This is a genomic window from Alphaproteobacteria bacterium, assembly GCA_037200005.1.
In the GTDB taxonomy this organism is placed as follows: domain Bacteria; phylum Pseudomonadota; class Alphaproteobacteria; order UBA9219; family RFNS01; genus JBBCGY01.
Genome location: JBBCGY010000001.1, coordinates 1,003,572 through 1,025,862 on the forward strand (window position 1 = coordinate 1,003,572; position 22,291 = coordinate 1,025,862).

The 22,291-nt window shown below is 58.8% G+C and carries 26 protein-coding genes; 9 read left to right on the plus strand and 17 right to left on the minus strand.

Annotation, left to right across the window (positions count from 1 at the left end; all coding sequences use genetic code 11):
- The first annotated feature begins 5 nt into the window (after window positions 1-5).
- Window positions 6-821: a UDP-2,3-diacylglucosamine diphosphatase gene (locus WDO70_05180; GenBank protein ID MEJ0062593.1), complete on the plus strand. Its 816-nt coding sequence runs from the start codon at window positions 6-8 to the stop codon at window positions 819-821.
- A gap of 330 nt (window positions 822-1,151) precedes the next feature.
- On the opposite strand, the gene WDO70_05185 is transcribed toward WDO70_05180, so the two are convergent.
- Complete coding sequence (locus WDO70_05185) at window positions 1,152-1,856, minus strand: hypothetical protein (protein ID MEJ0062594.1); 705 nt, start codon at window positions 1,854-1,856, stop codon at window positions 1,152-1,154.
- 226 nt (window positions 1,857-2,082) lie between these two features.
- On the opposite strand from WDO70_05185, the gene WDO70_05190 reads away from it, so the two are divergent.
- Window positions 2,083-2,355, plus strand: a complete 273-nt coding sequence (locus WDO70_05190) for a hypothetical protein (protein MEJ0062595.1) — start codon at window positions 2,083-2,085, stop codon at window positions 2,353-2,355.
- Window positions 2,356-2,361: 6 nt separating this feature from the next.
- On the opposite strand, the gene WDO70_05195 is transcribed toward WDO70_05190, so the two are convergent.
- The 4 genes from WDO70_05195 to WDO70_05210 form a co-directional block, all read right to left on the minus strand.
- Window positions 2,362-2,796, minus strand: a complete 435-nt coding sequence (locus WDO70_05195) for a hypothetical protein (protein ID MEJ0062596.1) — start codon at window positions 2,794-2,796, stop codon at window positions 2,362-2,364.
- A 6-nt stretch (window positions 2,797-2,802) separates the two neighbouring features.
- A complete protein-coding gene (locus WDO70_05200) occupies window positions 2,803-3,183 on the minus strand; it encodes a hypothetical protein (GenBank protein MEJ0062597.1) in 381 nt (126 codons plus the stop codon).
- Window positions 3,184-3,436: 253 nt separating this feature from the next.
- On the minus strand, window positions 3,437-4,345 hold the full coding sequence (locus WDO70_05205; protein MEJ0062598.1) for an IS1595 family transposase: 909 nt from the start codon (window positions 4,343-4,345) through the stop codon (window positions 3,437-3,439).
- Window positions 4,346-4,448: 103 nt separating this feature from the next.
- Window positions 4,449-5,732, minus strand: coding sequence for a glycosyltransferase (locus WDO70_05210; protein MEJ0062599.1), 1,284 nt, complete (start codon window positions 5,730-5,732; stop codon window positions 4,449-4,451).
- A 108-nt stretch (window positions 5,733-5,840) separates the two neighbouring features.
- Here WDO70_05210 and WDO70_05215 point away from each other — a divergent pair, with 108 nt between their 5' ends.
- Genes WDO70_05215 through WDO70_05225 form a run of 3 tightly spaced genes read left to right on the plus strand, consistent with a single transcriptional unit; the run spans window position 5,841 to window position 8,918 of the window.
- Entirely contained in the window at window positions 5,841-7,067 is a 1,227-nt protein-coding gene (locus tag WDO70_05215) for a 3-deoxy-D-manno-octulosonic acid transferase (GenBank protein MEJ0062600.1), read from the plus strand.
- A complete protein-coding gene (gene lpxK / locus WDO70_05220) occupies window positions 7,064-8,059 on the plus strand; it encodes a tetraacyldisaccharide 4'-kinase (protein ID MEJ0062601.1) in 996 nt (331 codons plus the stop codon). The genes WDO70_05215 and lpxK overlap by 4 nt, the downstream gene beginning before the upstream one ends.
- Window positions 8,037-8,918, plus strand: a complete 882-nt coding sequence (locus WDO70_05225) for a lysophospholipid acyltransferase family protein (GenBank protein ID MEJ0062602.1) — start codon at window positions 8,037-8,039, stop codon at window positions 8,916-8,918. Before lpxK ends, WDO70_05225 begins: the two co-directional genes overlap by 23 nt.
- On the opposite strand, the gene WDO70_05230 is transcribed toward WDO70_05225, so the two are convergent.
- From WDO70_05230 to WDO70_05245, 4 genes are all read right to left on the minus strand, one after another.
- A complete protein-coding gene (locus WDO70_05230; protein ID MEJ0062603.1) occupies window positions 8,886-9,776 on the minus strand; it encodes an NlpC/P60 family protein in 891 nt (296 codons plus the stop codon). The genes WDO70_05225 and WDO70_05230 overlap by 33 nt on opposite strands.
- Before the next feature lie 16 nt (window positions 9,777-9,792).
- Window positions 9,793-10,242, minus strand: coding sequence for a MarR family transcriptional regulator (locus WDO70_05235; GenBank protein MEJ0062604.1), 450 nt, complete (start codon window positions 10,240-10,242; stop codon window positions 9,793-9,795).
- 82 nt (window positions 10,243-10,324) lie between these two features.
- Complete coding sequence (locus WDO70_05240) at window positions 10,325-11,689, minus strand: leucyl aminopeptidase family protein (GenBank protein ID MEJ0062605.1); 1,365 nt, start codon at window positions 11,687-11,689, stop codon at window positions 10,325-10,327.
- Between the two features lie 190 nt (window positions 11,690-11,879).
- Entirely contained in the window at window positions 11,880-12,128 is a 249-nt protein-coding gene (locus tag WDO70_05245) for a hypothetical protein (GenBank protein MEJ0062606.1), read from the minus strand.
- 118 nt (window positions 12,129-12,246) lie between these two features.
- Here WDO70_05245 and argG point away from each other — a divergent pair, with 118 nt between their 5' ends.
- The 3 genes from argG to WDO70_05260 all read left to right on the plus strand — a co-directional run bounded on the left by argG (window position 12,247) and on the right by WDO70_05260 (window position 14,936).
- A complete protein-coding gene (argG, locus tag WDO70_05250) occupies window positions 12,247-13,485 on the plus strand; it encodes an argininosuccinate synthase (GenBank protein ID MEJ0062607.1) in 1,239 nt (412 codons plus the stop codon).
- The gene (locus WDO70_05255; GenBank protein ID MEJ0062608.1) at window positions 13,482-13,934 is read left to right on the plus strand and encodes a group 1 truncated hemoglobin; all 453 of its coding nucleotides are present in this window, start codon (window positions 13,482-13,484) and stop codon (window positions 13,932-13,934) included. The genes argG and WDO70_05255 overlap by 4 nt, the downstream gene beginning before the upstream one ends.
- A gap of 114 nt (window positions 13,935-14,048) precedes the next feature.
- The gene (locus tag WDO70_05260) at window positions 14,049-14,936 is read left to right on the plus strand and encodes a hypothetical protein (GenBank protein ID MEJ0062609.1); all 888 of its coding nucleotides are present in this window, start codon (window positions 14,049-14,051) and stop codon (window positions 14,934-14,936) included.
- Window positions 14,937-14,951: 15 nt separating this feature from the next.
- Here WDO70_05260 and tatA read toward each other — a convergent pair whose 3' ends face one another.
- Window positions 14,952-15,143, minus strand: coding sequence for a twin-arginine translocase TatA/TatE family subunit (tatA, locus tag WDO70_05265; protein ID MEJ0062610.1), 192 nt, complete (start codon window positions 15,141-15,143; stop codon window positions 14,952-14,954).
- A gap of 84 nt (window positions 15,144-15,227) precedes the next feature.
- On the opposite strand from tatA, the gene miaA reads away from it, so the two are divergent.
- The gene (gene miaA / locus WDO70_05270; protein ID MEJ0062611.1) at window positions 15,228-16,181 is read left to right on the plus strand and encodes a tRNA (adenosine(37)-N6)-dimethylallyltransferase MiaA; all 954 of its coding nucleotides are present in this window, start codon (window positions 15,228-15,230) and stop codon (window positions 16,179-16,181) included.
- Between the two features lie 124 nt (window positions 16,182-16,305).
- On the opposite strand, the gene atpC is transcribed toward miaA, so the two are convergent.
- The 7 genes from atpC to WDO70_05305 form a co-directional block, all read right to left on the minus strand.
- On the minus strand, window positions 16,306-16,707 hold the full coding sequence (gene atpC, locus WDO70_05275; GenBank protein MEJ0062612.1) for an ATP synthase F1 subunit epsilon: 402 nt from the start codon (window positions 16,705-16,707) through the stop codon (window positions 16,306-16,308).
- 18 nt (window positions 16,708-16,725) lie between these two features.
- On the minus strand, window positions 16,726-17,196 hold the full coding sequence (locus WDO70_05280) for a hypothetical protein (GenBank protein ID MEJ0062613.1): 471 nt from the start codon (window positions 17,194-17,196) through the stop codon (window positions 16,726-16,728).
- A 12-nt stretch (window positions 17,197-17,208) separates the two neighbouring features.
- Window positions 17,209-18,630: a F0F1 ATP synthase subunit beta gene (atpD, locus tag WDO70_05285; protein MEJ0062614.1), complete on the minus strand. Its 1,422-nt coding sequence runs from the start codon at window positions 18,628-18,630 to the stop codon at window positions 17,209-17,211.
- A 15-nt stretch (window positions 18,631-18,645) separates the two neighbouring features.
- On the minus strand, window positions 18,646-19,530 hold the full coding sequence (locus WDO70_05290; protein ID MEJ0062615.1) for a F0F1 ATP synthase subunit gamma: 885 nt from the start codon (window positions 19,528-19,530) through the stop codon (window positions 18,646-18,648).
- Window positions 19,531-19,594: 64 nt separating this feature from the next.
- On the minus strand, window positions 19,595-19,921 hold the full coding sequence (locus tag WDO70_05295; GenBank protein MEJ0062616.1) for a 2Fe-2S iron-sulfur cluster-binding protein: 327 nt from the start codon (window positions 19,919-19,921) through the stop codon (window positions 19,595-19,597).
- 8 nt (window positions 19,922-19,929) lie between these two features.
- Window positions 19,930-21,324 carry a high-affinity branched-chain amino acid ABC transporter permease LivM gene (livM, locus tag WDO70_05300; protein ID MEJ0062617.1) on the minus strand — a complete coding sequence of 465 codons (1,395 nt, stop codon included), beginning with the start codon at window positions 21,322-21,324 and terminating at the stop codon, window positions 19,930-19,932.
- The gene (locus WDO70_05305) at window positions 21,321-22,238 is read right to left on the minus strand and encodes a branched-chain amino acid ABC transporter permease LivH (protein MEJ0062618.1); all 918 of its coding nucleotides are present in this window, start codon (window positions 22,236-22,238) and stop codon (window positions 21,321-21,323) included. The genes livM and WDO70_05305 overlap by 4 nt, the downstream gene beginning before the upstream one ends.
- Between the last annotated feature and the right edge of the window lie 53 nt (window positions 22,239-22,291).

Below are 22,291 nucleotides of genomic sequence, written 5' to 3' on the forward strand. Positions count from 1 at the left end.
GAATCATGCCCGACGATCAGGCCTCCATACCGGACTCCGCGGGACATCGCGAATTGCGATTCCGCTCAATCTGGATATCCGACATCCATCTCGGCACGCGCGGATGCCGCGCGGATTTGCTGTTGGATTTTTTGCGCCACACCGCTTCCGAATATCTGTATCTGGTCGGCGATATCGTCGATGGCTGGCAGTTGCGCAAACGCTGGTATTGGCCGCAAGAACATAACGACGTCATTCAAAAGCTGCTGCGCCGCGCGCATAAGGGCGCGCAAGTCATCTTCCTTCCCGGCAATCACGACGAAGCCGCGCGGGATTATCTGGGGCTGAATTTCGGCGGCGTTCTGGTCACCAACGACATCATCCATACGACGGCGGACGGCAAGAAGCTGCTCATCATCCATGGCGACCAGTTCGACGCCGTCATGGGCTGCGCCAAATGGCTGGCGCATGTCGGCGACGCCGCTTACACGATGCTGCTCGGCTTCAATGTCGTGCTGAATTACATACGGCGCAAATTGGGATTTTCATATTGGTCGCTTTCCGCTTACCTCAAGCATAAAGTCAAGAATGCCGTGGAACATATTGGCGATTATGAGAACTTCATAGTCATGGAAGCCAGGCGCAAAGGGGCGAGCGGCGTCGTCTGCGGCCATATCCATCATGCCGAAATGCGCATGATCGGCGATATTCTATACTGCAACGACGGCGACTGGGTCGAATCCTATACCGCGCTGGTCGAGCATATGGACGGCAAATTGCAGATCATCAACTGGCCGCTGGAACGCGACGCGCTGCTGGCATCGATTCAGCCCGCCGCTTAAGCGCAGTGCGAGGCGCGCCCGGACGATCCCGAAAAATGGCGACTCTCACCTCCTGTTTTGAAATTGCGGGTTTCGCGGTTTTTTAGCGTCCGCACGCTCGTTTTTCCCAGAAAATCCGCCGCTTTCCGGCAAATTCCATGAGCGGGCAATTCGGTTTTTTCTTCGGCGAAACGGACAACAAAAAACCCGCCGGATTTTCATCAGGCGGGCTGTTCGAATTTTGGGCGCACCACGCCCTGGATTGTCAATAACAGAAACCGGGCAATTATATACTTGACTGAACGAGGGCTAAAGTGGGAAAAGAGGCGGGACAGGCCGGTGCTATTGATTTCAATTCTGAACACTGGCTGGCGGCGTTGCCGTCCAGTCAGGCATTGGGGGTAGATCGGGAAATGATGGCAGTGGCGGCAAAGATAGCCGAGCCTGCTGATGGGGAAGGAATTGAGCCGTGTAGGCTTGAATGGCTTGTGCGAGCGATTGTTTATTTGGCCGATCATCGCGAGAGGAATCCAGCGGGGCGGAACGATAGATTGTCCTGAAAATCAGAAACGCCAAAACAAGTTCTTCTCGCAACAGGGCGAGCCGATCATATAAGCCGGTTAGCGCTTCAACCGTGAGAAGCACTTCCTCCTGCTTGCCCTGTTTTCTGATTAATTCACCTATTCCATGGGCAGAATCCAGAACGCGGGCATGAACTACGGCATCACGATATTTCTTAAACTCCAGAATTGCATCCAATGATCTTCCAACATTTCTTACCGTCTCATCATCAATAAGCTTCATCCTGGCGTGAAGTTCTATGGATTTCCTGATAATTTGAACCTGTCCTTCGAGGCCATTTATTCGTGTTGTGACTTCTAAAACTAGTGGCCATGGAATCCAGGCGCACACGCACACGAGATAATTGATAAACAATTCCATCTCGTTCCATGCTATAGTAACCGCCCCAATAGCTGCTAATTGCTCTTGGCTCAAATTCTGCTTAACATCAGAGCCGCGTACTGTCAGTGCGTCGTGCTGTCTATTTCTTTTCATGGTGCAACAATGAAGGAAAATGAGAACAAGGAAATCGATAAGCGCATGAACGATGCGCTTAAACGGGCGCTTAATATGTCGCCCATGCTGCACAGAGAGTCGAGTCAGAAAAAATCCAAGGCTTTGTCTTCCAAAAAGAAGATCAAAAGCCCAAAATCATGATTCTATAAGCTTCCAGGAAACGCCGTCTTCTGATTTCCATATCTTTCTAGGAAGGACATTTTGCATGACAAACATGCCTCCGCTCGTCAACAATTTGCACGCTCCAGACGTATTCGCCGATGAAGCAACGGGCTTTGCCTTTGCGAATGGGAATGTCCACATCACGTTTTCCTCCTATAGAGTTGATCATAGTTCCGATCCCGGCCCCACTCATCGCGTGGTTATCGGGCGTCTGGTGATGCCGCTTGAGGCGGCAGAAGCTTTTCAATATGGGTTGGCGGATTTCATATCGCGCATGAAATCTCAAAAGGATTCTATCAAGCAAACGATGCAGTAATTCTAGTTAAGTGGAAGACTTCGTAGAAAAACCTTTTATTATCCATGCACCTAAAAACCAAATACAAATAGTTATCGTGGGAAATGATAATGCAAGGACGGCCTTTCTAGCAATTACGAAAATAGTGCGGGCTTCCTTGCCAGATTCACCATCCAAGGTCGCACCATTTTCTGGCTTATCGCTCATCATAAACTTATTAAATTCTTGGTCGGATATTTTTTCATCTTTTTGGGAAGATGGGATTCCCATAAGAATTTTCTCAAATTCATCTTCGTCGGACTTGGAATCTCTATTGATAGCTTTTATAGCTTTTTTCGTTAAAGTTATTGGGGGTTTTTCAAATTCTCTCGCTATTTCTTCATAAGATTCGCAACCAACGCCAATCGCCCACACTATAGACGCCACAATCCATATTCTAAAAAAGCCACGCCTGATGTTCATGTCGGCCTACCAGCAACGCTGAATGAAACCGCCAGCGCCGTTAGGCGTCATACTGCATTGCTGCGCTTTTTGCGTTGGCAGATTGTTGATGTAATTCTGCGACCACTGATAAGCGTTTTGAGACGGCTGCGAAACCGGGGCTGGCGGGATATAAGATGGCGCGGGTTGTGGAGGGGTATATGCTGGCTGATATGTATGTGTCGGCATCATGTATGGCTGCGGAGTATAGGATCGCTGCCTATTGGCGAGATATGACAAAGCCATTTGCTGCCGCTGCATGACCATCTGCTGGCATTGCGCCCGGTCTGATGCATTAAGGCATGGGTCTTGTTGCTGACATGCGCCTAGCGAAATGCCCAGCGCAATAAGCGAGATCATTTTATTCATATTCGGCTCCCCATCTGGTGATCGGGGAGTTAAGAAACCTATCAAACGAGAGGTCGCGCACATCTTTACCCATTTCTGGGCTGGACATACACATGCGCCTCCCCGACCATATGGTGGGGAGTGCGAATAACGGTCGCACAAAGACCGCGTTTGATAGGGGTTCTTACGCCCCAGCACTGGCATAGGCCAGCACCGAGGGTATGATCGAATCAATCGCCACAAGAGTCAACTACGGCGGCTTTTCCTGGACTTTTCAGACGTTAGCTTGTCGATACGTCAGGCGCTTGCCCTCTACGCCTTTAAGGGCAACTGCCGTCCGTTCTCCATCGGTTATCTTCCGAGTGTTGAAACGGAAATCAAACTCCGCGACATAGCGGGCCAAATGCTGCTGGCTCACATGATGAAACGTACCAGTGATGCCGCGCTTTAACAGGCTGAAATAGTTCTCCGCGCTGTTGATATGCGCTTCACCACGGCCATATTCCCCGGCGCTATGGTTGACGGTTTCATGACCGGCAAAGCCCGTCATGACACGCTTGGTATAGACCGTGCTTTCATCCGTCATGATGCGGGTCTTTTTGCAGACCTGGCTATGCAGAATAACGCCGACATTCTTAGCCGTAACTTCCGGCACATGGAAAGAACGGACGCGACCGTTACGCTCAATCAGGGAAACAACGGGAGCCTTGCGGACAAAGCCCTTTTTATTTTTGTGCTTATTGCCTTCTTTGCCGCCAACAAAGGTTTCATCGCATTCCACAACTTTGCCTTCGCCGCCCATGGGGGAGAAACTTCCGCCTTCGGCCATGCATTCCCTGATACGGTGCGCCATAAACCAAGCCGATTTGTAGGTGATTTCCAGCGTCCGGTGCAGTTGATGCGCCGATACGCCCTTCTTGCTCGATGCCATGAGGCGGAAGCCCATAAGCCATTTATGCAATGGGATATGCGACCGCTCGAAGATCGTGCCGACCCGGACAGTGAATTTCTTGCGGCAGTCATGACAATGATACCAGCCTTCGCCCATGGACTTGCCGCCCAGGGGCTTAACGGTTTCGGTCTGGCCGCAGAACGCGCAATGAGCGCCGTTAGGCCAGCGCATAGCTTCCAGATGCTTCCGGGCTGCCGTTTCGTCGTGAAAGATGGGGCTAGAAATCTGCATTGGCCGTTCTCCTATGGTTGGAGAATGCCATATTCCGTCCGTTCAGTCAAGTATATAATTGCCAGAAACCGGAGGGGAAGTCAAGGGAAATTTCCCACGCCGTTTATAGCGGCTGCGGCGGCGAGGCCGACGCGATGAGCTGATGAAAATCCCTGACGGCATGCGCGACGCCGTCTTCGGCTCTCAAGCGCTGTCCCGTCTCCGCGGCGCGGCTGATACATGCGGGCCGCAGCGCCTGATCGATGCCTCGCGCCAAGCGTTCCGCCGTCAGCCTCTCGCATGGGATCGGCTTGGCAGCGACTCCGAGCGCCGTGGCCCGCTTGGCCCAGAATGGCTGATCTCCGAAGAAAGGCACCGGCACTTGCGGCGTTCCCGCGCGCATCGAGGCCGCCGTCGTGCCCGCGCCCACATGATGCACCGTCGCCGCGACGCGCGGGAACAGCCAGTCGTGCGGCGCGGAAGCGACGGAAAATATTCGATCCGAGCTTGCCGCTTCCCCGCTCAGGCCCGACCATCCGGCAGCCACGACCGCGCGCGCGCCGGTCATGGAGATCGCACGCGTAATCGCCGTTTGAACGCCCTCGGGATCATCGACCGACATGCTGCCGAAGCCGATATAGACCGGCTTCTCGCCCGCCGACAAAAACCGCTCGAGCGCCGGTGGCGGCCTCCATTCCTTATGCGCATCCAGGAACCAGTAGCCGCCGGTGCGCGCCCATTCCGGCCACGAGTCGGGGCGCGGCACGATTTGCGTGCTGTAGCCATGCAGCATGGGCATGCGCTCGGCTTTCATTTTGGCGAAGATATTTTTATTGGAATCCGCGGGCATATCAAGCCGCCGCCGAATCCGCTGCATGCTGGGCTTGACCATCATCCATGCGGCCGCGCTGGCAAGCGAAGCAATCGGAAAAGGATAACCGCTGGCGGGATATATCACCGGCTGGAGAAACGCGCCCACGGCCTTGATCTTCAGCTTCTCCGCGATCAGATAGCCGTTAAAGCTCGCGGGCGAGAAGATGACGGCATCGGCTCCCCTGCACGCCTCAAGCGACGTCTCGGTGACATCTTCCATGAATGGCAGCATGACGCGCGCGGCCTGACGCAAATAGGCGACGGGATTGTTGCCTGTCTTCAGCCATTTTTGAGTCGCCGGCTGCTGCACGAAAGCCTCGGCATCGACGCCGAGATCGAAAAACTCCAGCCCATGCTCCGTAACGAGCGGACGAAAATTGGTGGGCGCCGCGAACAGCACGCGATGTCCGGCTTTCTGCAAGCCGTCAGCCAGCGGAATGAACGGCTGCACATCGCCGCGAAAACCATGAGCGAGAAAGGTGATGTTCATGCTGCTAAATACCGGTATATTCGCCGACAGTGAATCCCCTGTCATGCAGGATCATCCGATTCCTTAGATTGACCATAGTACCATTACGCACCCGAAACAATGAACTTGTGGCATCCCCTTTATCGCTTCGCAACGCAGTTTATGCTGCCGGGCGTGAGCATTTTCCTTTCCTCGCGCCAGCGGCAAGGCAAGGAAGACGCCGAGCGCCTGTCCGAGCGCTTCGGCTACGCTTCGCATGAGCGCCCGGAAGGCAAGCTGGTATGGATTCACGCCGCCAGCGTGGGCGAAGTCATGTCCACGCTGCTGCTGATCCAGAAACTCGCGGCGCAGCACGCCCACGCGCATTTTCTGATTACGACCGGCACCGTGACGTCGGCGCGGGTTCTCGCGACCAGAATGCCGCCGCGCACCGTCCATCAATTCGTGCCGGTCGACGTGCCGGAATGCGTCACCCGATTTATGGAGCATTGGCAGCCCGATCTCGCTCTATGGATCGAATCGGAGCTTTGGCCCAATCTTCTTTATGAAATCAGAAAGCGGAAGATTCCGGCGGCCTTCATCAACGCCCGCATGTCGGTAGAGTCGCAGCGTAACTGGCTGCGTTTCAAAAGCTGGATCGGCGACATACTGGGAACTTTTTCCGTGTGCCTGACGCAAACGGAAGCCGGGCAAGCCTCGTTGCGGGCGCTCGGCGCGAAAAATGTCGGCTATTGCGGAAATCTTAAATTCGCCGCGCTGCCCCTTCCCGATAACGCGGACAAGCGCGAGGCCCTGGCCGCCGCGATTACGGACAGGCCGGTCTGGCTATTCGCCCAGAGCCATGACGGCGAAGAAGCGATTGCGCTCGAAGTTCATCGCAGCCTCATCCAAGACTATCCGGCGCTGCTGACCGTCATCGCGCCGCGCCATCCCGTGCGCGCGCCCGCCATCGTCGCCGAAATCGCCAAGGCCGGATTTTCATCGGCGCAGCGCAGCCTCAAACAAATGCCCGCCGCCGAGACCGCCATCTATCTCGCCGATACGATGGGCGAGATGGGATTGCTGTACCGACTTGTTCCCGTCTGTTGTGTCGGGGGATCGTTCGTTCCCGTCGGCGGGCATAATCCCATCGAACCGGCCTTGCTCGGCAGCGCCGTAGCTTTCGGGCCTCTCATGGCCAACATCGCGGAAGTCGCGGAGCAAATGCTGGCGGCCAAAGCAGCCAAGCAAGTGGGCAACGCGGATGAGCTTGCCGCTTTCGTGAGTTCGATGCTGCAGGATAACGCGGCGCGCGACGCCATGGCCGAGAACGCCAAAGCCTTCGCCACGGCCCAAGGGCAGGTGCATGACCGCGTGATCGCCGCCCTCGCGCCGCTGATAGAGCAAGCAGGCCTGGCATGATGCGCCAGCCGCGCTTCTGGCAGGAAAAGGGCCACCCGGCTTCTACGATGCTTGGGCCGGTCGCTTTTACATGGAACGCCGCCGGAAAATTGCGCCGCTTGATCACGCGGCAGAGGAAAACCCCGATCCCCTCGATATGCGTCGGCAACGTGACGGTCGGAGGCGCGGGAAAAACGCCGGTGACGATCGCGATCGCCGAGATATTGCGGGAACTTGGCGGACTTCCCGCCATTGCCACGCGCGGTTATGGCGCGCGCATCGGGCATGGCGTCGTGCATGTCGATCCCCTGTATCATACGGCGGCGGACGTAGGGGATGAGCCGTTGCTGCTTGTCCGGGCCGCCCCCTGTTACGTCAGCCATGATCGTTACCAAGCCGCGCTCGCCGCCAAGATCGGCGGCGCGAGCCATGTCATCTTCGATGACGGGATGCAAAATCCCCGCCTTGCCTATGATGCCGTGTTTTTAGTAATCGACGGCGGTTATGGAATCGGGAATGGATTGATCCTTCCCGCGGGGCCGCTTCGAGAATCCCTCGCCGATGCGCTCAAACGCTGCCATGCCGTCGTGATCATCGGGGAAGACCTCCATGGCGTCGCGGCGCATATTCCCGCCGGGAAGCCGGTTTTCCGCGCCGCGGTCGTTCCGGAATTTCTGCCGGATTTGCCGCCGTCGGGGAAATTTCTTGCCTTTGCGGGCATTGCGCGGCCCGAGAAATTTTTCGAGACTTGCCGCAACGCCGGTCTGCATCTCGCAGGCACGGAAAGCTTTGCCGATCATTACCCCTATACCGCTACCGACATGGAAACGCTCGACAAGCAAGCCGTGGCGCTGAATGCCGGTCTTCTAACCACCGCCAAGGACGCCGTCAGGCTGCCTGCCGACTGGGCCGGCCGCGTCAAGACGCTTGCGGTCAAGCTCCAATTCGACGATCCGCGCACCATCCGCCAATTCTTACCGAACATTCATCATGCCTGGTCATTCGCTTCGTAAACTTCGTTATATTCTGGAGGCCATACCCGTTTATATATTTTACGGGATATGCGTCCTGCTGCCGCTCGACGCCGCGTCGGCATTCGGCGGATGGCTGGCTTCCGCCATCGGCCCGCTGATGGGCGTGTCGCGGCGGGCGGAGCGCAATCTGAGCCGCGCCCTGCCCCAGCTTACGGCGCGGGAACGAGCCAAGATCATTCGCGGCATGTGGAACAATCTCGGCCGGGTCGGCGCCGAATATCCCCACCTGCCCGATCTCGTCAAGCTTGACAGAATTTCCGGCGAGGGCCGGGCGATTTTCGAGGACATGGCGCGAAGCGGCAAAGGCGGCATCATCGTCGGCGGGCATCTGGCGAACTGGGAAATCGGGCCGCTGGTCGCGGGATGCCTGGGCATGCCGCTCGCGGTGATCTATCGCGCGCCCAACAACCCCTACGTAGACCGGCTGATTAAAAAGGCGCGGGAGAAAATCGCCTGCCTTGCGCTGCCTAAAGGCGCGGATGGCGCGATCCAGCTGATGCGCCATCTGCGCGGCGGCGGCTATGCCGGTATCCTGATCGACCAGAAGCTGAACGAAGGCATCGCCGTGCCTTTCTTCGGCATGGATGCGCGCACGACGCCCGCCCCCGCCGAAATGGCCATAAGATTCAATCTGCCTATCGGCGCGGCGCGGGTCGAGCGCGTCGGCGGCAAGGCCTATTTCCGCATGGAATTCGTTCCCTACACGCCGCCCGCGACAGGCAACCGCAGCGCCGACGCCGCCGAGTTGACGCGCATCATGACCGCGCAGCTCGAATCCTGGATCCGCGAACGCCCGGAGCAGTGGCTATGGCTGCATAATAGGTGGCCGAAGGGATAGACTTTCCCCCGCCCCGATGGCTGTGATCGCTCCCCGGCGCGCGACGGCGTCGGCGAGCGGCTGGGCAATCACGCGCATATGAATGTCGCCATCCGCATGAATGAGGTGGCTTGCGTCGGCCATGATTCCGACATGCAGAGGCTTGGCGAAAAACACCAGATCGCCGCGCGCGAATGGATAGTCCCGCCAATCCGATGGCGGCGCGGCGCCGAAAGCCGCCTGCTGCATGTCGCTGTCGCGCGGGCAGTCGATATCCGCCAGTTCCAGCGCCATCTGGACGAGGCCGGAGCAATCGACGCCCAACGCCGTCCGCCCTCCCCACAGATACGGCGCATGCAGCAGCCGTCCCGCCGTAAAGGCGTAATCGGCATGAAACGCCGTGGCCGGTTCCAGATGACTTGAAACGATGAATCCTCCGGTCGTCAGCCTCGTCCATCCATCCCCCGTCTCGCCCGCCACGGCGACGTGCCCCGGGAACGGCAATATATCGATGGGAACGGATTTAACAGTCGGTTCGGGATAAAGATACGTCCATAAATTCGCGATCCGCCACGCCGGATCGATCACCGTATCCGCCAGACCGGCCTCGGCGACATAGCCGACATAACGGTCGCTGCGATTTTGCACCCAGGCGACGCCGTCCTTGCGTTCGAACACGTCGACAAATTCGCCGAGGCGCAGTTCGCTGACCATCGGCCCGGAAAGATCGGGAGCGGCGAACATCGCGAGCCTGCCCGCCGCCACGCGCGCCATCGCTCCGTCGGCATAACGCGGCGCTTTGACCTGTCCGGACAAAGCCTTGTCGGCAAGGTCGGGGCGGTAGGCATAAAGACGGGGATCAAGAATTGGGGAAGTCATAGCCTCCCTATTATAGCTATTCCGCCGCGTCGATCCAGCCGGCTTCGGCATGGGCGGGCTTCAAGGGGACAAAACCGTCCCCGGCTTCCGGCATGTCGAAATCGCCGAGCGCGGGAATCGGCGGCGCATGGAGAAGATGCTGCTGCGCCGAATGAAGCATGGCGGAAAAATCCATCAGGAACAGAGCGCCGTCGGCGGTCCGCTGCACCATGACATTGCGGCGGTCGATATCGTCGCGCTTGCGGCGGACATAGCCAAGCTCGCCCAGCCGGTCGAGCGCGCGGCTGATCGCCGGTTTGGAGACGCCCAGCGTCAAGGCCAGGCCGCGCACCGTGTGCGGCCCTTCGGTCAAATATACGCATAGAAGCAAGGCCATCTGCCTCGCCGAGAGGTCGGGGGTCTGCGCGCGGACGCTGGCTACCAAAGTATGACGCCACAACTCAAGAGCTTGAAGGTCTGGATTCACGGAGATCACCTGTTCGGCCCGGAGGGGAGAGAATCAAATCGAAGCCGATACTTTGATACTGCTTTATTCGATTCGCAAGGAGTCACTTTTTGAATCTGTCCGCGAGCATGGCAAAGACCGCCCGCGCCGTCATCGGCTCGCCGCCTTCGGGGCGTCCGGGCTTGGCCGAAAGATGCCAGCCCATCAGATCGAGATGGATCCAGGGCGTCTTATCGACGAAATGCTCCAGGAACAGCGCCGCCGTGATCGCGCCCGCATAAGGCGAGTTCGGCGCGCTATTGAGGTCCGCGGCCTTCGATTTAAGCTCCGCCTTGTAATCCTGGACCAAGGGCAGCCGCCATAACGGGTCGAATTGCGCCTGACCGGCGCGCATCAAATCCCCGGCAAGATCGTCATTATTGGAGAAAAGCGCGGGCAATTCCGTGCCCAGCGCGGTTCGCGCCGCGCCCGTCAATGTTGAAAAATCGACTATCAAGGCAGGCTTTTCCTCCACCGCCGCCGCCAGCGCATCGGCGAGGATCAACCGGCCCTCGGCGTCGGTATTGCCGATTTCAACAGTCAGCCCCTTGCGCGAACGGAAAATATCCGAAGGCCGGAAGGCATTGCCGCTTATCGCATTATCAACGGTCGGGATCAGCAGGCGCAGCCGCACCGGCAGCTTGAGCGCCATGACCATTTCGGCCACGGCCAGAGCGCAGGCCGCGCCGCCCATATCCTTCTTCATCAGATACATGCCGGAAGACGGCTTGATATCCAGCCCGCCGGTATCGAAGCAAACGCCCTTGCCGACCAGCGCCACCAAGGGATCGCCCGGATTGCCCCAGCGCAATTCCACCAGCCTCGGCGGGCGATTGCTGGCGCGGCCCACGGCATGGATCAGCGGATAGTTTTGCTTCAGCAGATCGTCGCCGATGATTTCAGCAACTTTAGCGCCGTGGGTTTTGGCAACTTCCCTGACGGCGGCAGCAATATCGGCAGGCCCCATATCCTCGGCGGGCGTATTGATCAGATCGCGGCCCCGATTGACGGAACCGGCGATTGCCGCGACCAGCTTTTGATCGGCGCTTTCCGGCCAGACCAGCTTGGCGGGCGGGCGGTCAGGCTTCTTATAGCGCGTGAAGCGGTAAGCGCCCAATTCCCAGCCGAGCGCGAGATCGGACGCCGCCTCCGGCGATAATTTTCCGGAAATATGGTAGTTCCCCGCCGCCAGCCCATAGGGCAGCGCCGCCAAATCCCATAGCCGGGGTTTATCGGCGACGACCGCAACCACCTTCCCCCGCTTTCCCTGCCGGTCTGGAATGGCCTTATAGGCACCCGGATCAGGACTGAAATCCGCAAGCCAGTTGCGAACCATCGCCGGCTGCTGCTTCAGCCAGCCTCTATACTCTCCCGCCTTGATGCATAGGATGGGTATGGACTTCGCGGCGCGTTTGACGAGATTGGACACAGATCAAATCCCTATTCGGAATCGGGGTCGTGGGGAGAGCCTGGATGAGCGTTTACCGGCTTTATTGAACAATCGGCTATGCGGTGATTGACGATGGGACTATCCGTACACGCCGTTGCCCCCTTTTCGCATCCCGCCAAAAAGACAACGAATGCCATAAGCACGAATGAACTGATGAAACGCCCTGTCATCACTGCACCGGCGGCGAGCAGACGAGATGAGACGCTTCATTGGTCATCACGCCGGTCAGATAGCAGTAGCTCACTTCGCCGCTAGAGACATCGAGCCGGAACACCCCGGCATTAGCCTGGGTATTGCTGTGATGCTCGATCTGGAACGGCCCTCTGCTCGCCGCCGCGTAAGAGCCGCGCGAGCCGATCAGGATGATACTGAGCGCGATCAAGGCAGCGCCTGCCAGAATAGCTTTTGCCATAGTCATGATAAGCCTCCCGAATCTGGTTAAGAGCGGCGATTGTGGCATAGACTCTATCTGTTGACCACATGCGCCAAGTCATTATGATGCGGCCACTTATAAGCAAAATACAGGAAGCACATTCATGAACGTCGCCGACCTTAAAGGACAGACCATCGCCTTCGCCGCTTCGGGCGGCCTCGACAGCTGCACCATCACGCACTGGCTGACGCAGCAGGGCGTCAAGGTCGTCTCCGTCACCGCCGACATGGCGCAGCCGGACGAAACCGATTTCACCTCCATCGAGAAGCGGATGCGCGCCTGCGGCGCGGTGGATTTCGTCGGCGTTAAGCTGCACAAGGAAATCGCCGAGGGCGGGATCGACGTGATCCAGGCCCAGGCTTGCTATGAAGGCCGCTACTGGAACACGACCGGCGTCGGGCGCAACGTCATCGTCAAGGGCATGCTGCCGGAAGTCAAAAAGCGCGGCCTGAAGGTCATCAGCCACGGCGCGACCGGGCGCGGCAACGATCAGGTGCGGTTTCAGCTTATCACCAACATGCATTGCCCGGAATTCGAGGTCTACGCCCCCTGGCGCGATCAGGCGTTCCTGGACCGTTTCGGCGGGCGGCAGCAGATGATCGCCTATTGCGAGCAGTATGGATTGCCGATCAAGGCGACGCGCGACAAGCCCTATTCCACCGACGCCAATCTGCTCGGCCTGACGCATGAAGGCGGGCAGCTGGAATCGCTGGCAACGCCCGCGCATCTGGTCGCGCCGGAAATGGGCGTATGGCCGCATGACGCGCCGAATGAAGCCGAGAAGGTCACGATCCGCTTCGAAGCCGGTTTTCCGGTCGCCGTCAACGGCAAGCCCGTGGATTCTTTCGCCGCGCTGACCATCGCCAATGAAATCGGCGGGCGGCATGGCATCGGCATCGGCCTGCATCTGGTCGAGAACCGCTTCGTCGGCGTGAAGTCGCGCGGCATCTATGAAGCGCCGGGGATGGAGCTGCTGGGCACGGCGTTCGCGTTCCTGCTGCAGCTTGTCGCCGACCGGCGCGCACGGGAGCTTTACGACCAGATGAGCCTTTATATCGGCAAGCAGATTTATCAGGGCTATTGGAACGATGTCGGCTCGGCGATGGCGAAGGCCGCGCTGGCGCCGCTGGTCAAGCTTATTACCGGCACGGTGACGGTTTCGCTGTATAAAGGCTCCGTGACCTATGTCGAGGCCAAGGACGCCCCGCATTCGCTCTACAGCAATGACGGATCGATGGAGCAGGAAGGCTCGTTCGACCATAAGGACTCCGAAGGCTTCCTGCGGGTGCTTGCCGTCAATGCCCGCGCCCTGGCCTATAAGGGCCAGGTGAAGGGTATATGACCTCCCCCCCGGCCAGCCTGTTCGAGCAGATCGGCGGCGCGCCCGCCGTTCAGTCATTGCTACTGAATCTCTATCGCCGCATGGCGGCGGACGAGACTCTCTCGCCTGTTTTCTCCGGCCTGAATTTCCAGAATCTGCACGGCCATATGCAGAAATTCCTGACCGTAGCTTTCGGCGGCCCCGGAGAATATGCGGGCAGAAGCCTGACGCAGGCTCATGCGGGCATGGTCGGAAAAGGAACGCTCGACGCGCGCGTTTTTGCCCAAGTGATGAGGCACACGCATCGCGTGTTGAATGAAGACCTTCATCTCGCGCCGGAACTGACGCACCGGGTGATGAACGTCCTCGGCGCCATGCGCGGCGAAGTTCTGGGCGAAACTCCCCCAAATCCGGTTCGTCCGGAGCCGGATTTAACCGCCTGCCCCATTTCCAAACCGGACGCGATTTGACCGCCGCACGAAAGATTGTGGTTAATATCGGCCCGAAACTATTTTTCTTCTTCTTATTCTCGCGATTCTGGAATAAAAATTCTCTTATAGATTTATGAAATTTGAAGGTTCGTCATGGCCAAGGACGAAGTCAATCTTTTCGATACCGTCGACGCAGTCATCGCGCGAGATGGCCGCGACGACGACAGGCTCGCTGCCCTCGGCATCCTGCAACAGGCTTTAATAGCCTCCAGAAACGCCAATCCCGCGCCCGCTTATATCGATCCGCTCGGGGAATATGTCATCGACAAACTGACACCTTATATCGCCAATCGGGAAAACAATCTCGAGTTTCGCCAGATCGCGCTTGAGACCGTGTTGGCCGTCGCGGAAAGCGGCGCGCATATGACCTCCCGCGCCATGGCGGTCGACATCGCCGACCTGATCATAAAAAGAGAGCCAACGATCGCTACGCCCGCTCTGACGGATAAAATCCTGAGCGTCATCACCGGGGACAGCTATCCGTTCCCGGTCTGCGACTCCGTCGTACGGACTTTCCGAACCCTCTCCGAATGCCCAAACGCCATATCGCCCAAGCATGTCGAGCATCTTACCACTATCGCCACAAGCGACGACAGCGTGCGCGACGACAGCCCTCATATCATAAGCTCCGCGCTCATGATGATAGGGATGGCAACGGCATCCATGCCGCCTGCGTCGATACCGCCCGTCAAACAGAAGATCGCGTGCCTCTCCTCCCGCCAGGTCGTCTCGCGGGAATTCGATGAAGCCTATCGGATTTTGCTTAGACTGTTGCCTGACGACGAAGGCCGCAGAGAGAATATTTCCACGCCGTCGGTGCCGGAAAAATATCCCCCGGTAGTCTCGGATCCTCCCGCCGCGGCCAAACCGGCGTCGGAGCCTCCGGTAAGAATGGTCGCCGCCGCCGCATCCGGGCCGCAAAAGCCTCGCTGGCAGCGCTGGGCGCGGGGCAACGATCCCAGAAACGATTCCAAGTGGTAAGACGGCAAGCGCCGGTTAACGATCAATCCGGTCGTTATTATCGGTAATGCTTTTCGGCGCGGGAGGCTCGTCCTTGCCGTCCAGGCCCGCCTTGAAATTACGCACGCCCTTGCCGAGATCGCCCATGACCCTGGGCAATTTCCCGGCGCCGAATACGACCAGCACGACCGCCAGCACGACCAGCAAATGCCATATGCTTAATCCCATAGCCAAACTCCTGATTTTTCACTGGCCGCAGCCTAGCACAAACTTCCCATTCCGCAAAAGCGGGCAAAAGCGTATATAATCCCCATGCTTCAAGAAAAACCATCCGTCATCCTCGTGGCCGGGCCGACGGCCAGCGGCAAATCCGCCCTGGCCGCCGATCTTGCCGTGGAAACCGGCGGCGCGGTCATCAATGCCGATGCCATGCAGGTCTATCACGGGTTGCCGATCCTGACCGCGCAGCCCGATCCCGCCGCTTTGGCCCGCGCGCCCCACCATCTCTATGCCTATGTCGATCCCGGCGAGCGCTATTCCGCCGGAAAATGGCTGGCCGAAGCCATAAAGACCATCGACGCCGCATGGGCCGGAAACAAGACGCCGATCCTCGTCGGCGGCACGGGAATGTATTTTAAAATGCTGTTAAGCGGATTGGCGGACATTCCGGAGATATCGGATGAACTAAGACGGCAATTGCGGGACGATTACGAAAAAGACGGAGAGCCTGTCATTCGCCAGCGCCTTGCCGCCCTCGACCATGACGCGGCGGCTAGAATTCCCCCCGGCGACCGGCAACGCCTGCTCCGTGCGCTCGAGGTGGCGCTGGCGACCGGCAAGAGCCTGTCCGCATGGCAGCAAGAAACGCAACCTGGCTTTTTATCCGGCGCCGACATTACTCCTATTCTTCTGATGCCGCCGCGCGATGAATTATACGCCGCCTGCGAACGGCGCTTTTCCGGCATGCTGGAACGCGGCGCGATTGAGGAAGTCCGCGCCCTGCCCGCGCTCGATCCCGGTCTTCCGGCCATGAAAACCATCGGCGCGCGCGAGATCGGCGATTATCTGTCCGGCTCGATCGGCCTCGAAGAAGCGAAGCAATCCGCCCAGCAGGCCACGCGCAATTACGCCAAGCGGCAAGTCACGTGGTTCAGAAATCAGTGGTTGGGCGGCAAAAGCGGGTTTGGGCGGGGGGTCGTTCTCGTGGAAGATTTTTATCGGGTGGAGATGCTCAAAAAAATTATAGAGCGCGGTGGATTCAAATAGAGCCGTCATTCCCGGCGGCTTTGATCGCCCATGGCGAGTAAAGTCGAACGAGAATCCTGTTTTCTTCAATAGCAACAAACGGGATTCCCGCTCGCCGCTGCGCGGCGTCGGGAATGACGGCTTGTTACGACACCGCTGCGAGTTTGGCCTGAAACACCGCCAGCTTCTCGCCCAGAGCCTCTTGCTCGGCCATGGATGCGGCATTGCCCATGGCGTCTTCCAGTTTTTTGCCCTGCTCCTCAAGACCTTCGCGGGATAATTCGCTCACTGGCATCGCTTCGGCGGCAAGAACGGTGCAGCGCTTGTCCGTGATTTCGGCGAAACCTCCGGCAACGAAAATGCGCTCGGATATCTGCTCGTTTTCATAGACCTCGATCACGCCCGGACGCACCGTCGCGATCATCGGCGCATGGCCGGGCAGGACGCCGAAATCGCCTTCGCTGCCGGGCACGGTGACCAAAGTCACCTGCTTGTCGATCAGTTTTTTCGTGGGCGAAACCAGTTCAAAGGCGATTTTGTCGGACATGATATTCCTATGTAAAAATCAGTTATTGGCCAGGAGCGGCGCGGATGCCAACTGTAGGCTCCCTGGCCGAGTGGGATTGGCGCTGGAGAAAAAAGCCACAAGATCGGTTCCCGTGTCGGTGCGCTCCAGGAAATCATTAAGGCTTACGCTGTCGCCGACCGGCCTGAAACTGCCTTTCTTCGAATCATAGGACGACAGCGCCAATCTGAAATTGCCGCTATTGACCCGAAAAATGCTCATGACATTCACGACGCCGGGATCGGCGGATTGCCTTGTGTAGTTCTTGCTCCACCACGATCTGATTCCAACCGAGCATTCGGGCCGGGACTGGGTCATCAACAGGCCGGCAATGGACTGGTTGGAAAGCTCCAGCCCGCTGCCGATAACCGGAGCTGGCTTAAAACCCTGCCCAGTGAAATATCGCTCCAGCGGCTCCAGTTCGCTTTGCTGTACGACTTTCCCAAGGGAAACAGGCATGATTTTGGTCATGGGTCGAATGCCCTATGCCGCTTCCGCCAGTTTCACTGCCTTCGCGATGGCTTCATCGATGGTGCCGACCATGTAGAAAGCCGATTCCGGCATGTGGTCGTATTCGCCGCTGACGATGCCCTTGAAGCCCTTGATCGTCTCTTCCAGCTTCACGAACACGCCGGGGCTGCCGGTGAAGACTTCCGCGACATGGAAAGGCTGCGACAGGAAGCGCTGGATTTTACGCGCGCGCGCCACGGTCAGCTTGTCTTCTTCCGACAGCTCGTCCATGCCCAGAATGGCGATGATGTCCTGCAGCGACTTATAGGTTTGCAGCACTTTCTGCACGCTGCGCGCCACTTCGTAATGCTCCTTGCCGACCACGCGCGGATCGAGAATGCGGCTGGTGCTGTCGAGCGGATCGACGGCGGGATAAATCCCAAGCTCCGCGATCTGGCGCGAAAGCACCGTCGTGGCGTCCAAATGCGCGAACGAGGTCGCGGGCGCGGGATCGGTCAAATCGTCGGCGGGAACATAGATCGCCTGCACCGACGTGATCGAGCCTTTATTGGTGGTCGTGATCCGCTCCTGTAACGCGCCCATTTCCGTCGCCAGCGTCGGCTGATAGCCGACCGCGGAGGGAATACGGCCCAGCAGCGCCGAGACTTCCGAACCCGCTTGCGTAAAGCGGAAGATATTATCGACGAAGAACAGCACGTCCTGGCCTTCCTCGTCGCGGAAATATTCCGCCATGGTCAGGCCGGTGAGCGCCACGCGCGCGCGCGCGCCGGGCGGCTCGTTCATCTGGCCGTAGACCAGCGCGGCCTTGGAGCCGGGGCCGTCGGTCTTGATGACGCCGGATTCCATCATTTCATGATAAAGATCGTTGCCTTCGCGGGTACGTTCGCCGACGCCCGCGAACACCGAATAGCCGCCATGCGCCTTGGCGATATTGTTGATGAGTTCCATGATGAGAACCGTCTTGCCGACACCCGCGCCGCCGAACAGGCCGATCTTGCCGCCGCGCACATAGGGCGCGAGCAAATCGACGACCTTGATGCCGGTGACCAGAATCTGCTGCTCCGTCGATTGCTCGGCGAAAGTCGGGGCGGAACGGTGAATCGGCAGGAATTTCTTCGACCCAACCGGGCCGCGCTCGTCGATCGGCTCGCCGAGGACGTTCAGGATGCGTCCCAGCGTCTCCGGGCCTACCGGCACCGTGATCGGCGCGCCGGTATCGGAAACCTTCTGGCCGCGCGTCAGGCCGTCGGTCGTATCCATCGCGATGCAGCGCACGGAATTTTCGCCCAGATGCTGCGCGACTTCCATCACCAGGTCGCGTCCCTCGTTCTTGGTCGTCAGCGCGCTCAGGATCGACGGCAGATTGCCGTCGAAATGAACGTCGACCACGGCTCCGGTGACTTGGGTGATACGGCCTTCGGTATTGGGTTGCATCTTGTCTTTCCTCTGTTAAACGGCTTCCGCGCCGGAAATAATTTCGATCAGTTCCTTGGTAATGAACGCCTGGCGGCTGCGGTTATATTGCAGCGTCAGGCGGTTGATCATGTCGCCCGCGTTGCGGGTGGCGTTGTCCATCGCCGTCATGCGCGCGCCCTGCTCGCCCGCCATGCTTTCGAGCAGCGCGCCGTAAATCTGCACGCCGATATTCTGCGGCAGCAGGCGCTGCAGGATCGCGGCTTCGCCCGGCTCGAACAGCGTCAGCGGATTCGCCGCGTTCTCGTTCGCCGGTTCCGCGCTTCCCGCCGTTACGGGGATCAGTTGATCGACCGTCACGATCTGGGCGATCACCGACTTGAAGCGATTGAAGACCATGCGGCAGACATCGAACTCTCCCGCCTGAAACAGCGCCAGGATTTTTCCGGCAATCATCTCCGCATCGGAGAAATCGAGCTTCTTGCGTCCGATCTCTTCCAGCGCATCGACCATCAAATGCGCATAGTCGCGCCGCAGCAGATCGCGCCCCTTGCGCCCGACGCAGAACAGCTTAACGGTTTTGCCGGCGTCTTGCAGAGCCTTGATCTGCTTGCGCGCCTCGCGCACCACCGAACCGTTAAATCCCCCGCATAGTCCGCGGTCGGAGGTTACGATCAGCAGCAGATAGGTCTCGTCCTTCCCGGTGCCGGAAAGCAGCGTCAAATTTCCGTCATCAAGCTGCAGATTGGCGGCGAGCGACTTCAGCATCCGCGCCATGGCGGAAGCATAGGGCCGCGCGGCCTCCGCCTGTTCCTGGGCGCGACGAAGCTTGCTCGCGGCGACCATTTTCATGGCCGACGTGATCTTGCGCGTCGACTTCACGCTGGTAATGCGGTTCTTAAGGTCTTTCAAGCTGGGCATGACTGTCTTTTCCCCGATATGACGGCATCAGGTCAAGTTAAAAAACATGCAGGAAGTCAGGATGTTACAATAAACTCTGCGTCTCGGGCGGCAATCTGACCGTTAAGCCATCGAGTTGCGGGGTCAGCTTGATCTGGCAACCGAGCCGCGAGTTCTTTTTGACGTGAATCGCCAGGTCGAGCATGTCGGTTTCGTCATCGTCCGGCGCAGGAAGCCGTTTCGGCCAATCGCCTTCCACCCAGACATGACAGGTCGAGCAGGCCAGGTTGCCGTCGCAAGTGCCGGGCATGTCGATATTGTGAGCGCGGGCGGCCTGCAGCAACGTCTGCCCCGCCTCGCCGGTTACTTCGCGCCGCGTTCCGTCGCGTTGGATAAAAATAATGGTAGGCATGGCTCCGTTCACCGTTTGAGAAAAATACCGGGCAGCCGCGTCGCCATCAGTCCGCCGGGACGCCAGATCATAATCAGCACCATGCCCGCGCCGAAGGCAATCATGCGGTATTGCTCAAGCTCGCGGAACAATTCCGGCAGGCCGATGATGAACAAAGCCGCCAGCACGATCCCCAGATGATGGCCCACGCCGCCGAGAACGACGATGGCAAGCACCGCCGTGGTTTCGGCGAAGCTGAAACTCTCCGGGCTGATGAAGCCTTGCCGCGCCGCGAAGAACGCGCCGCACAAGCCCGCGCACGCCGCCCCCAGCATATAGGCGCAGAGCTTGACGCGCGCCCGGTCGATGCCCACGGCGGCACAGGCTATTTCGTCTTCGCGCAGCGCCTCCCATGCCCGCCCGATAGGCAACCTGCGCAACGCCCAGCTCAACCACCCGATGGCCGCCGCGAGAACGAACATCAGGTAATAAAGAAAGACCAGGCGGTGTATCGGCGCGAAGGGAATGCCGAAAAATTCATGAAAGGTTCCCGCGCCGTTTTTCCCGCTCACCGCGAATTCCAGCCCGAACAGGCCGGGCCTCGGCACGCCCGATACGCCGTTCGGCCCGCCGGTCAATGTCGTCCAGTTGATCAGCACCAGCCGCACGATTTCCGCGAAGCCCAGCGTCACGATGGCCAGATAATCGCCGCGCAGCCGCAAGACCGGCGTGCCGATGATCCCTGCCGTCATCGCAGCCAGTCCGCCCGCCGCCAGCAGCGTCATCCAGAAACCGATGCCGAAGGCTTGCGCCAATAAAGCGCATGTATAAGCGCCGATGGCGTAAAATCCGACAAAGCCGAGATCGAGCAGCCCGGCATAGCCGACGATGATATTCAGCCCGAAAGCCAGCGCGACATAGGTCAAGACCATCACCATCACGTCGAGCATGTAACGGTCGGTAAAGGGCAGCAGAGGAAGCGCAACCGCCGCCAGGGCCATGACGCCGAGCGCGACATCGGCCATTCGCCCCGCTTTGGTTACGGGAAGAGCGAGCTTAAATCCTTCGGCAAAGAATTTTTGCCTTAGTCCCGCGAAACCGATGACCGCGCATCCCGCCACGCCGACAAAGCGCAAAAACGGATTGGGCAGATCGGCGTAGTGCAGGACAACTCCCATGACCACGGCCAGCGCCGCGACGATGCCGGGGATGACCTTGACGAACCCGTACAGCAGCCGCCCGGCGAAAATCATCGCCGTGACATAGCCCACGTCGAGCAATCGCAGATCGAGCGTCAATCCGTCGGCCCGGTCGACGGTGCGGAATCCAGCAAGCGGCAAAGCGAGAACGGCGGCAATCGCCGCCGTGACCAAGGCATCGCGCCATGGCGCGCGCGGATCGATAGCGGGAGAAGGCGCGCTCATACTTTTTCGATCTCCGGCCTGCCGAGCAAGCCATTGGGACGGACGGTCAGGATGAGGATCAAAATGACGAAAGCGGCGACGTCTTTATATTCGACGCTGATATAGCCCGACCACAGGGCTTCGATCAGCCCGATCAACAATCCGCCTAGCATCGCGCCGGGCAGCGAGCCGATGCCGCCCAGAACGGCGGCGGTGAAAGCCTTCATGCCCGCGAGAAAGCCCATATAAAAATCCACCACGCCGTAATACAGCGTCACCATCACGCCCGCGACCGCCGCAAGCGCCGCGCCGAGAAGAAATGTCAGCGAGATCACGCGGTCGACATCGATGCCCACCAGCGCCGCCATCGTCCTGTCCTGTTCCGTCGCGCGCTGCGCCCGCCCCAGCCCCGTTCCGCGAATGACCCAGGTGAATCCCGCCATGATGCCGAAGGTCAGCACGATGATGACGATCTGCAGATATGAAACCGAAACCGAAAAACCGTCCTCCCTGGTCAGCAGGGTGATGCCGCCCTGCACCATCGGCGGCAGCGGCTTGACCCGCGCGCCCTGCAAAATCTGCACGTAATTCTGCAGCAGGATCGACATGCCGATGGCGGAAATCAGCGGCGCGAGCCGCCCCGCCTTGCGCAGCGGGCGATAGGCTATGCGTTCCACCGTCCAGCCATACAGCGCGGTGATCATCACGCTGACGATCAGCGCCAGCAGCAGAAGCAGCGGGATCGAACTCAGCCCCATGATGCCGAACAGCAGGAAGGTGATGACGGCGATGAACGCCCCGATCATGTAAATTTCGCCATGGGCGAAATTGATCATGCCGATGATGCCGTAAACCATCGTATAGCCGATGGCGATCAGCGCATAAATCGCGCCAAGCGTCACGCCATTGACGAGCTGTTGCAGAAAATATTCCAAGACAGACCGGATAAGTTGAAAAACATACGCACACAACAAGCACCGTCATTCCC

Coding starts and splice junctions, on each gene's coding strand:
- WDO70_05180 (MEJ0062593.1), top strand. CDS start 6: ATGCCCGACGATCAGGCCTCCATACCGGACTCCGCGGGACATCGCGAA.
- WDO70_05185 (MEJ0062594.1), bottom strand. CDS start 1,856: ATGAAAAGAAATAGACAGCACGACGCACTGACAGTACGCGGCTCTGAT.
- WDO70_05190 (MEJ0062595.1), top strand. CDS start 2,083: ATGACAAACATGCCTCCGCTCGTCAACAATTTGCACGCTCCAGACGTA.
- WDO70_05195 (MEJ0062596.1), bottom strand. CDS start 2,796: ATGAACATCAGGCGTGGCTTTTTTAGAATATGGATTGTGGCGTCTATA.
- WDO70_05200 (MEJ0062597.1), bottom strand. CDS start 3,183: ATGAATAAAATGATCTCGCTTATTGCGCTGGGCATTTCGCTAGGCGCA.
- WDO70_05205 (MEJ0062598.1), bottom strand. CDS start 4,345: ATGCAGATTTCTAGCCCCATCTTTCACGACGAAACGGCAGCCCGGAAG.
- WDO70_05210 (MEJ0062599.1), bottom strand. CDS start 5,732: ATGACAGGGGATTCACTGTCGGCGAATATACCGGTATTTAGCAGCATG.
- lpxK (MEJ0062601.1), top strand. CDS start 7,064: ATGATGCGCCAGCCGCGCTTCTGGCAGGAAAAGGGCCACCCGGCTTCT.
- WDO70_05225 (MEJ0062602.1), top strand. CDS start 8,037: ATGCCTGGTCATTCGCTTCGTAAACTTCGTTATATTCTGGAGGCCATA.
- WDO70_05230 (MEJ0062603.1), bottom strand. CDS start 9,776: ATGACTTCCCCAATTCTTGATCCCCGTCTTTATGCCTACCGCCCCGAC.
- WDO70_05245 (MEJ0062606.1), bottom strand. CDS start 12,128: ATGACTATGGCAAAAGCTATTCTGGCAGGCGCTGCCTTGATCGCGCTC.
- argG (MEJ0062607.1), top strand. CDS start 12,247: ATGAACGTCGCCGACCTTAAAGGACAGACCATCGCCTTCGCCGCTTCG.
- WDO70_05255 (MEJ0062608.1), top strand. CDS start 13,482: ATGACCTCCCCCCCGGCCAGCCTGTTCGAGCAGATCGGCGGCGCGCCC.
- WDO70_05260 (MEJ0062609.1), top strand. CDS start 14,049: ATGGCCAAGGACGAAGTCAATCTTTTCGATACCGTCGACGCAGTCATC.
- tatA (MEJ0062610.1), bottom strand. CDS start 15,143: ATGGGATTAAGCATATGGCATTTGCTGGTCGTGCTGGCGGTCGTGCTG.
- miaA (MEJ0062611.1), top strand. CDS start 15,228: ATGCTTCAAGAAAAACCATCCGTCATCCTCGTGGCCGGGCCGACGGCC.
- atpC (MEJ0062612.1), bottom strand. CDS start 16,707: ATGTCCGACAAAATCGCCTTTGAACTGGTTTCGCCCACGAAAAAACTG.
- WDO70_05280 (MEJ0062613.1), bottom strand. CDS start 17,196: ATGACCAAAATCATGCCTGTTTCCCTTGGGAAAGTCGTACAGCAAAGC.
- atpD (MEJ0062614.1), bottom strand. CDS start 18,630: ATGCAACCCAATACCGAAGGCCGTATCACCCAAGTCACCGGAGCCGTG.
- WDO70_05290 (MEJ0062615.1), bottom strand. CDS start 19,530: ATGCCCAGCTTGAAAGACCTTAAGAACCGCATTACCAGCGTGAAGTCG.
- WDO70_05295 (MEJ0062616.1), bottom strand. CDS start 19,921: ATGCCTACCATTATTTTTATCCAACGCGACGGAACGCGGCGCGAAGTA.
- livM (MEJ0062617.1), bottom strand. CDS start 21,324: ATGAGCGCGCCTTCTCCCGCTATCGATCCGCGCGCGCCATGGCGCGAT.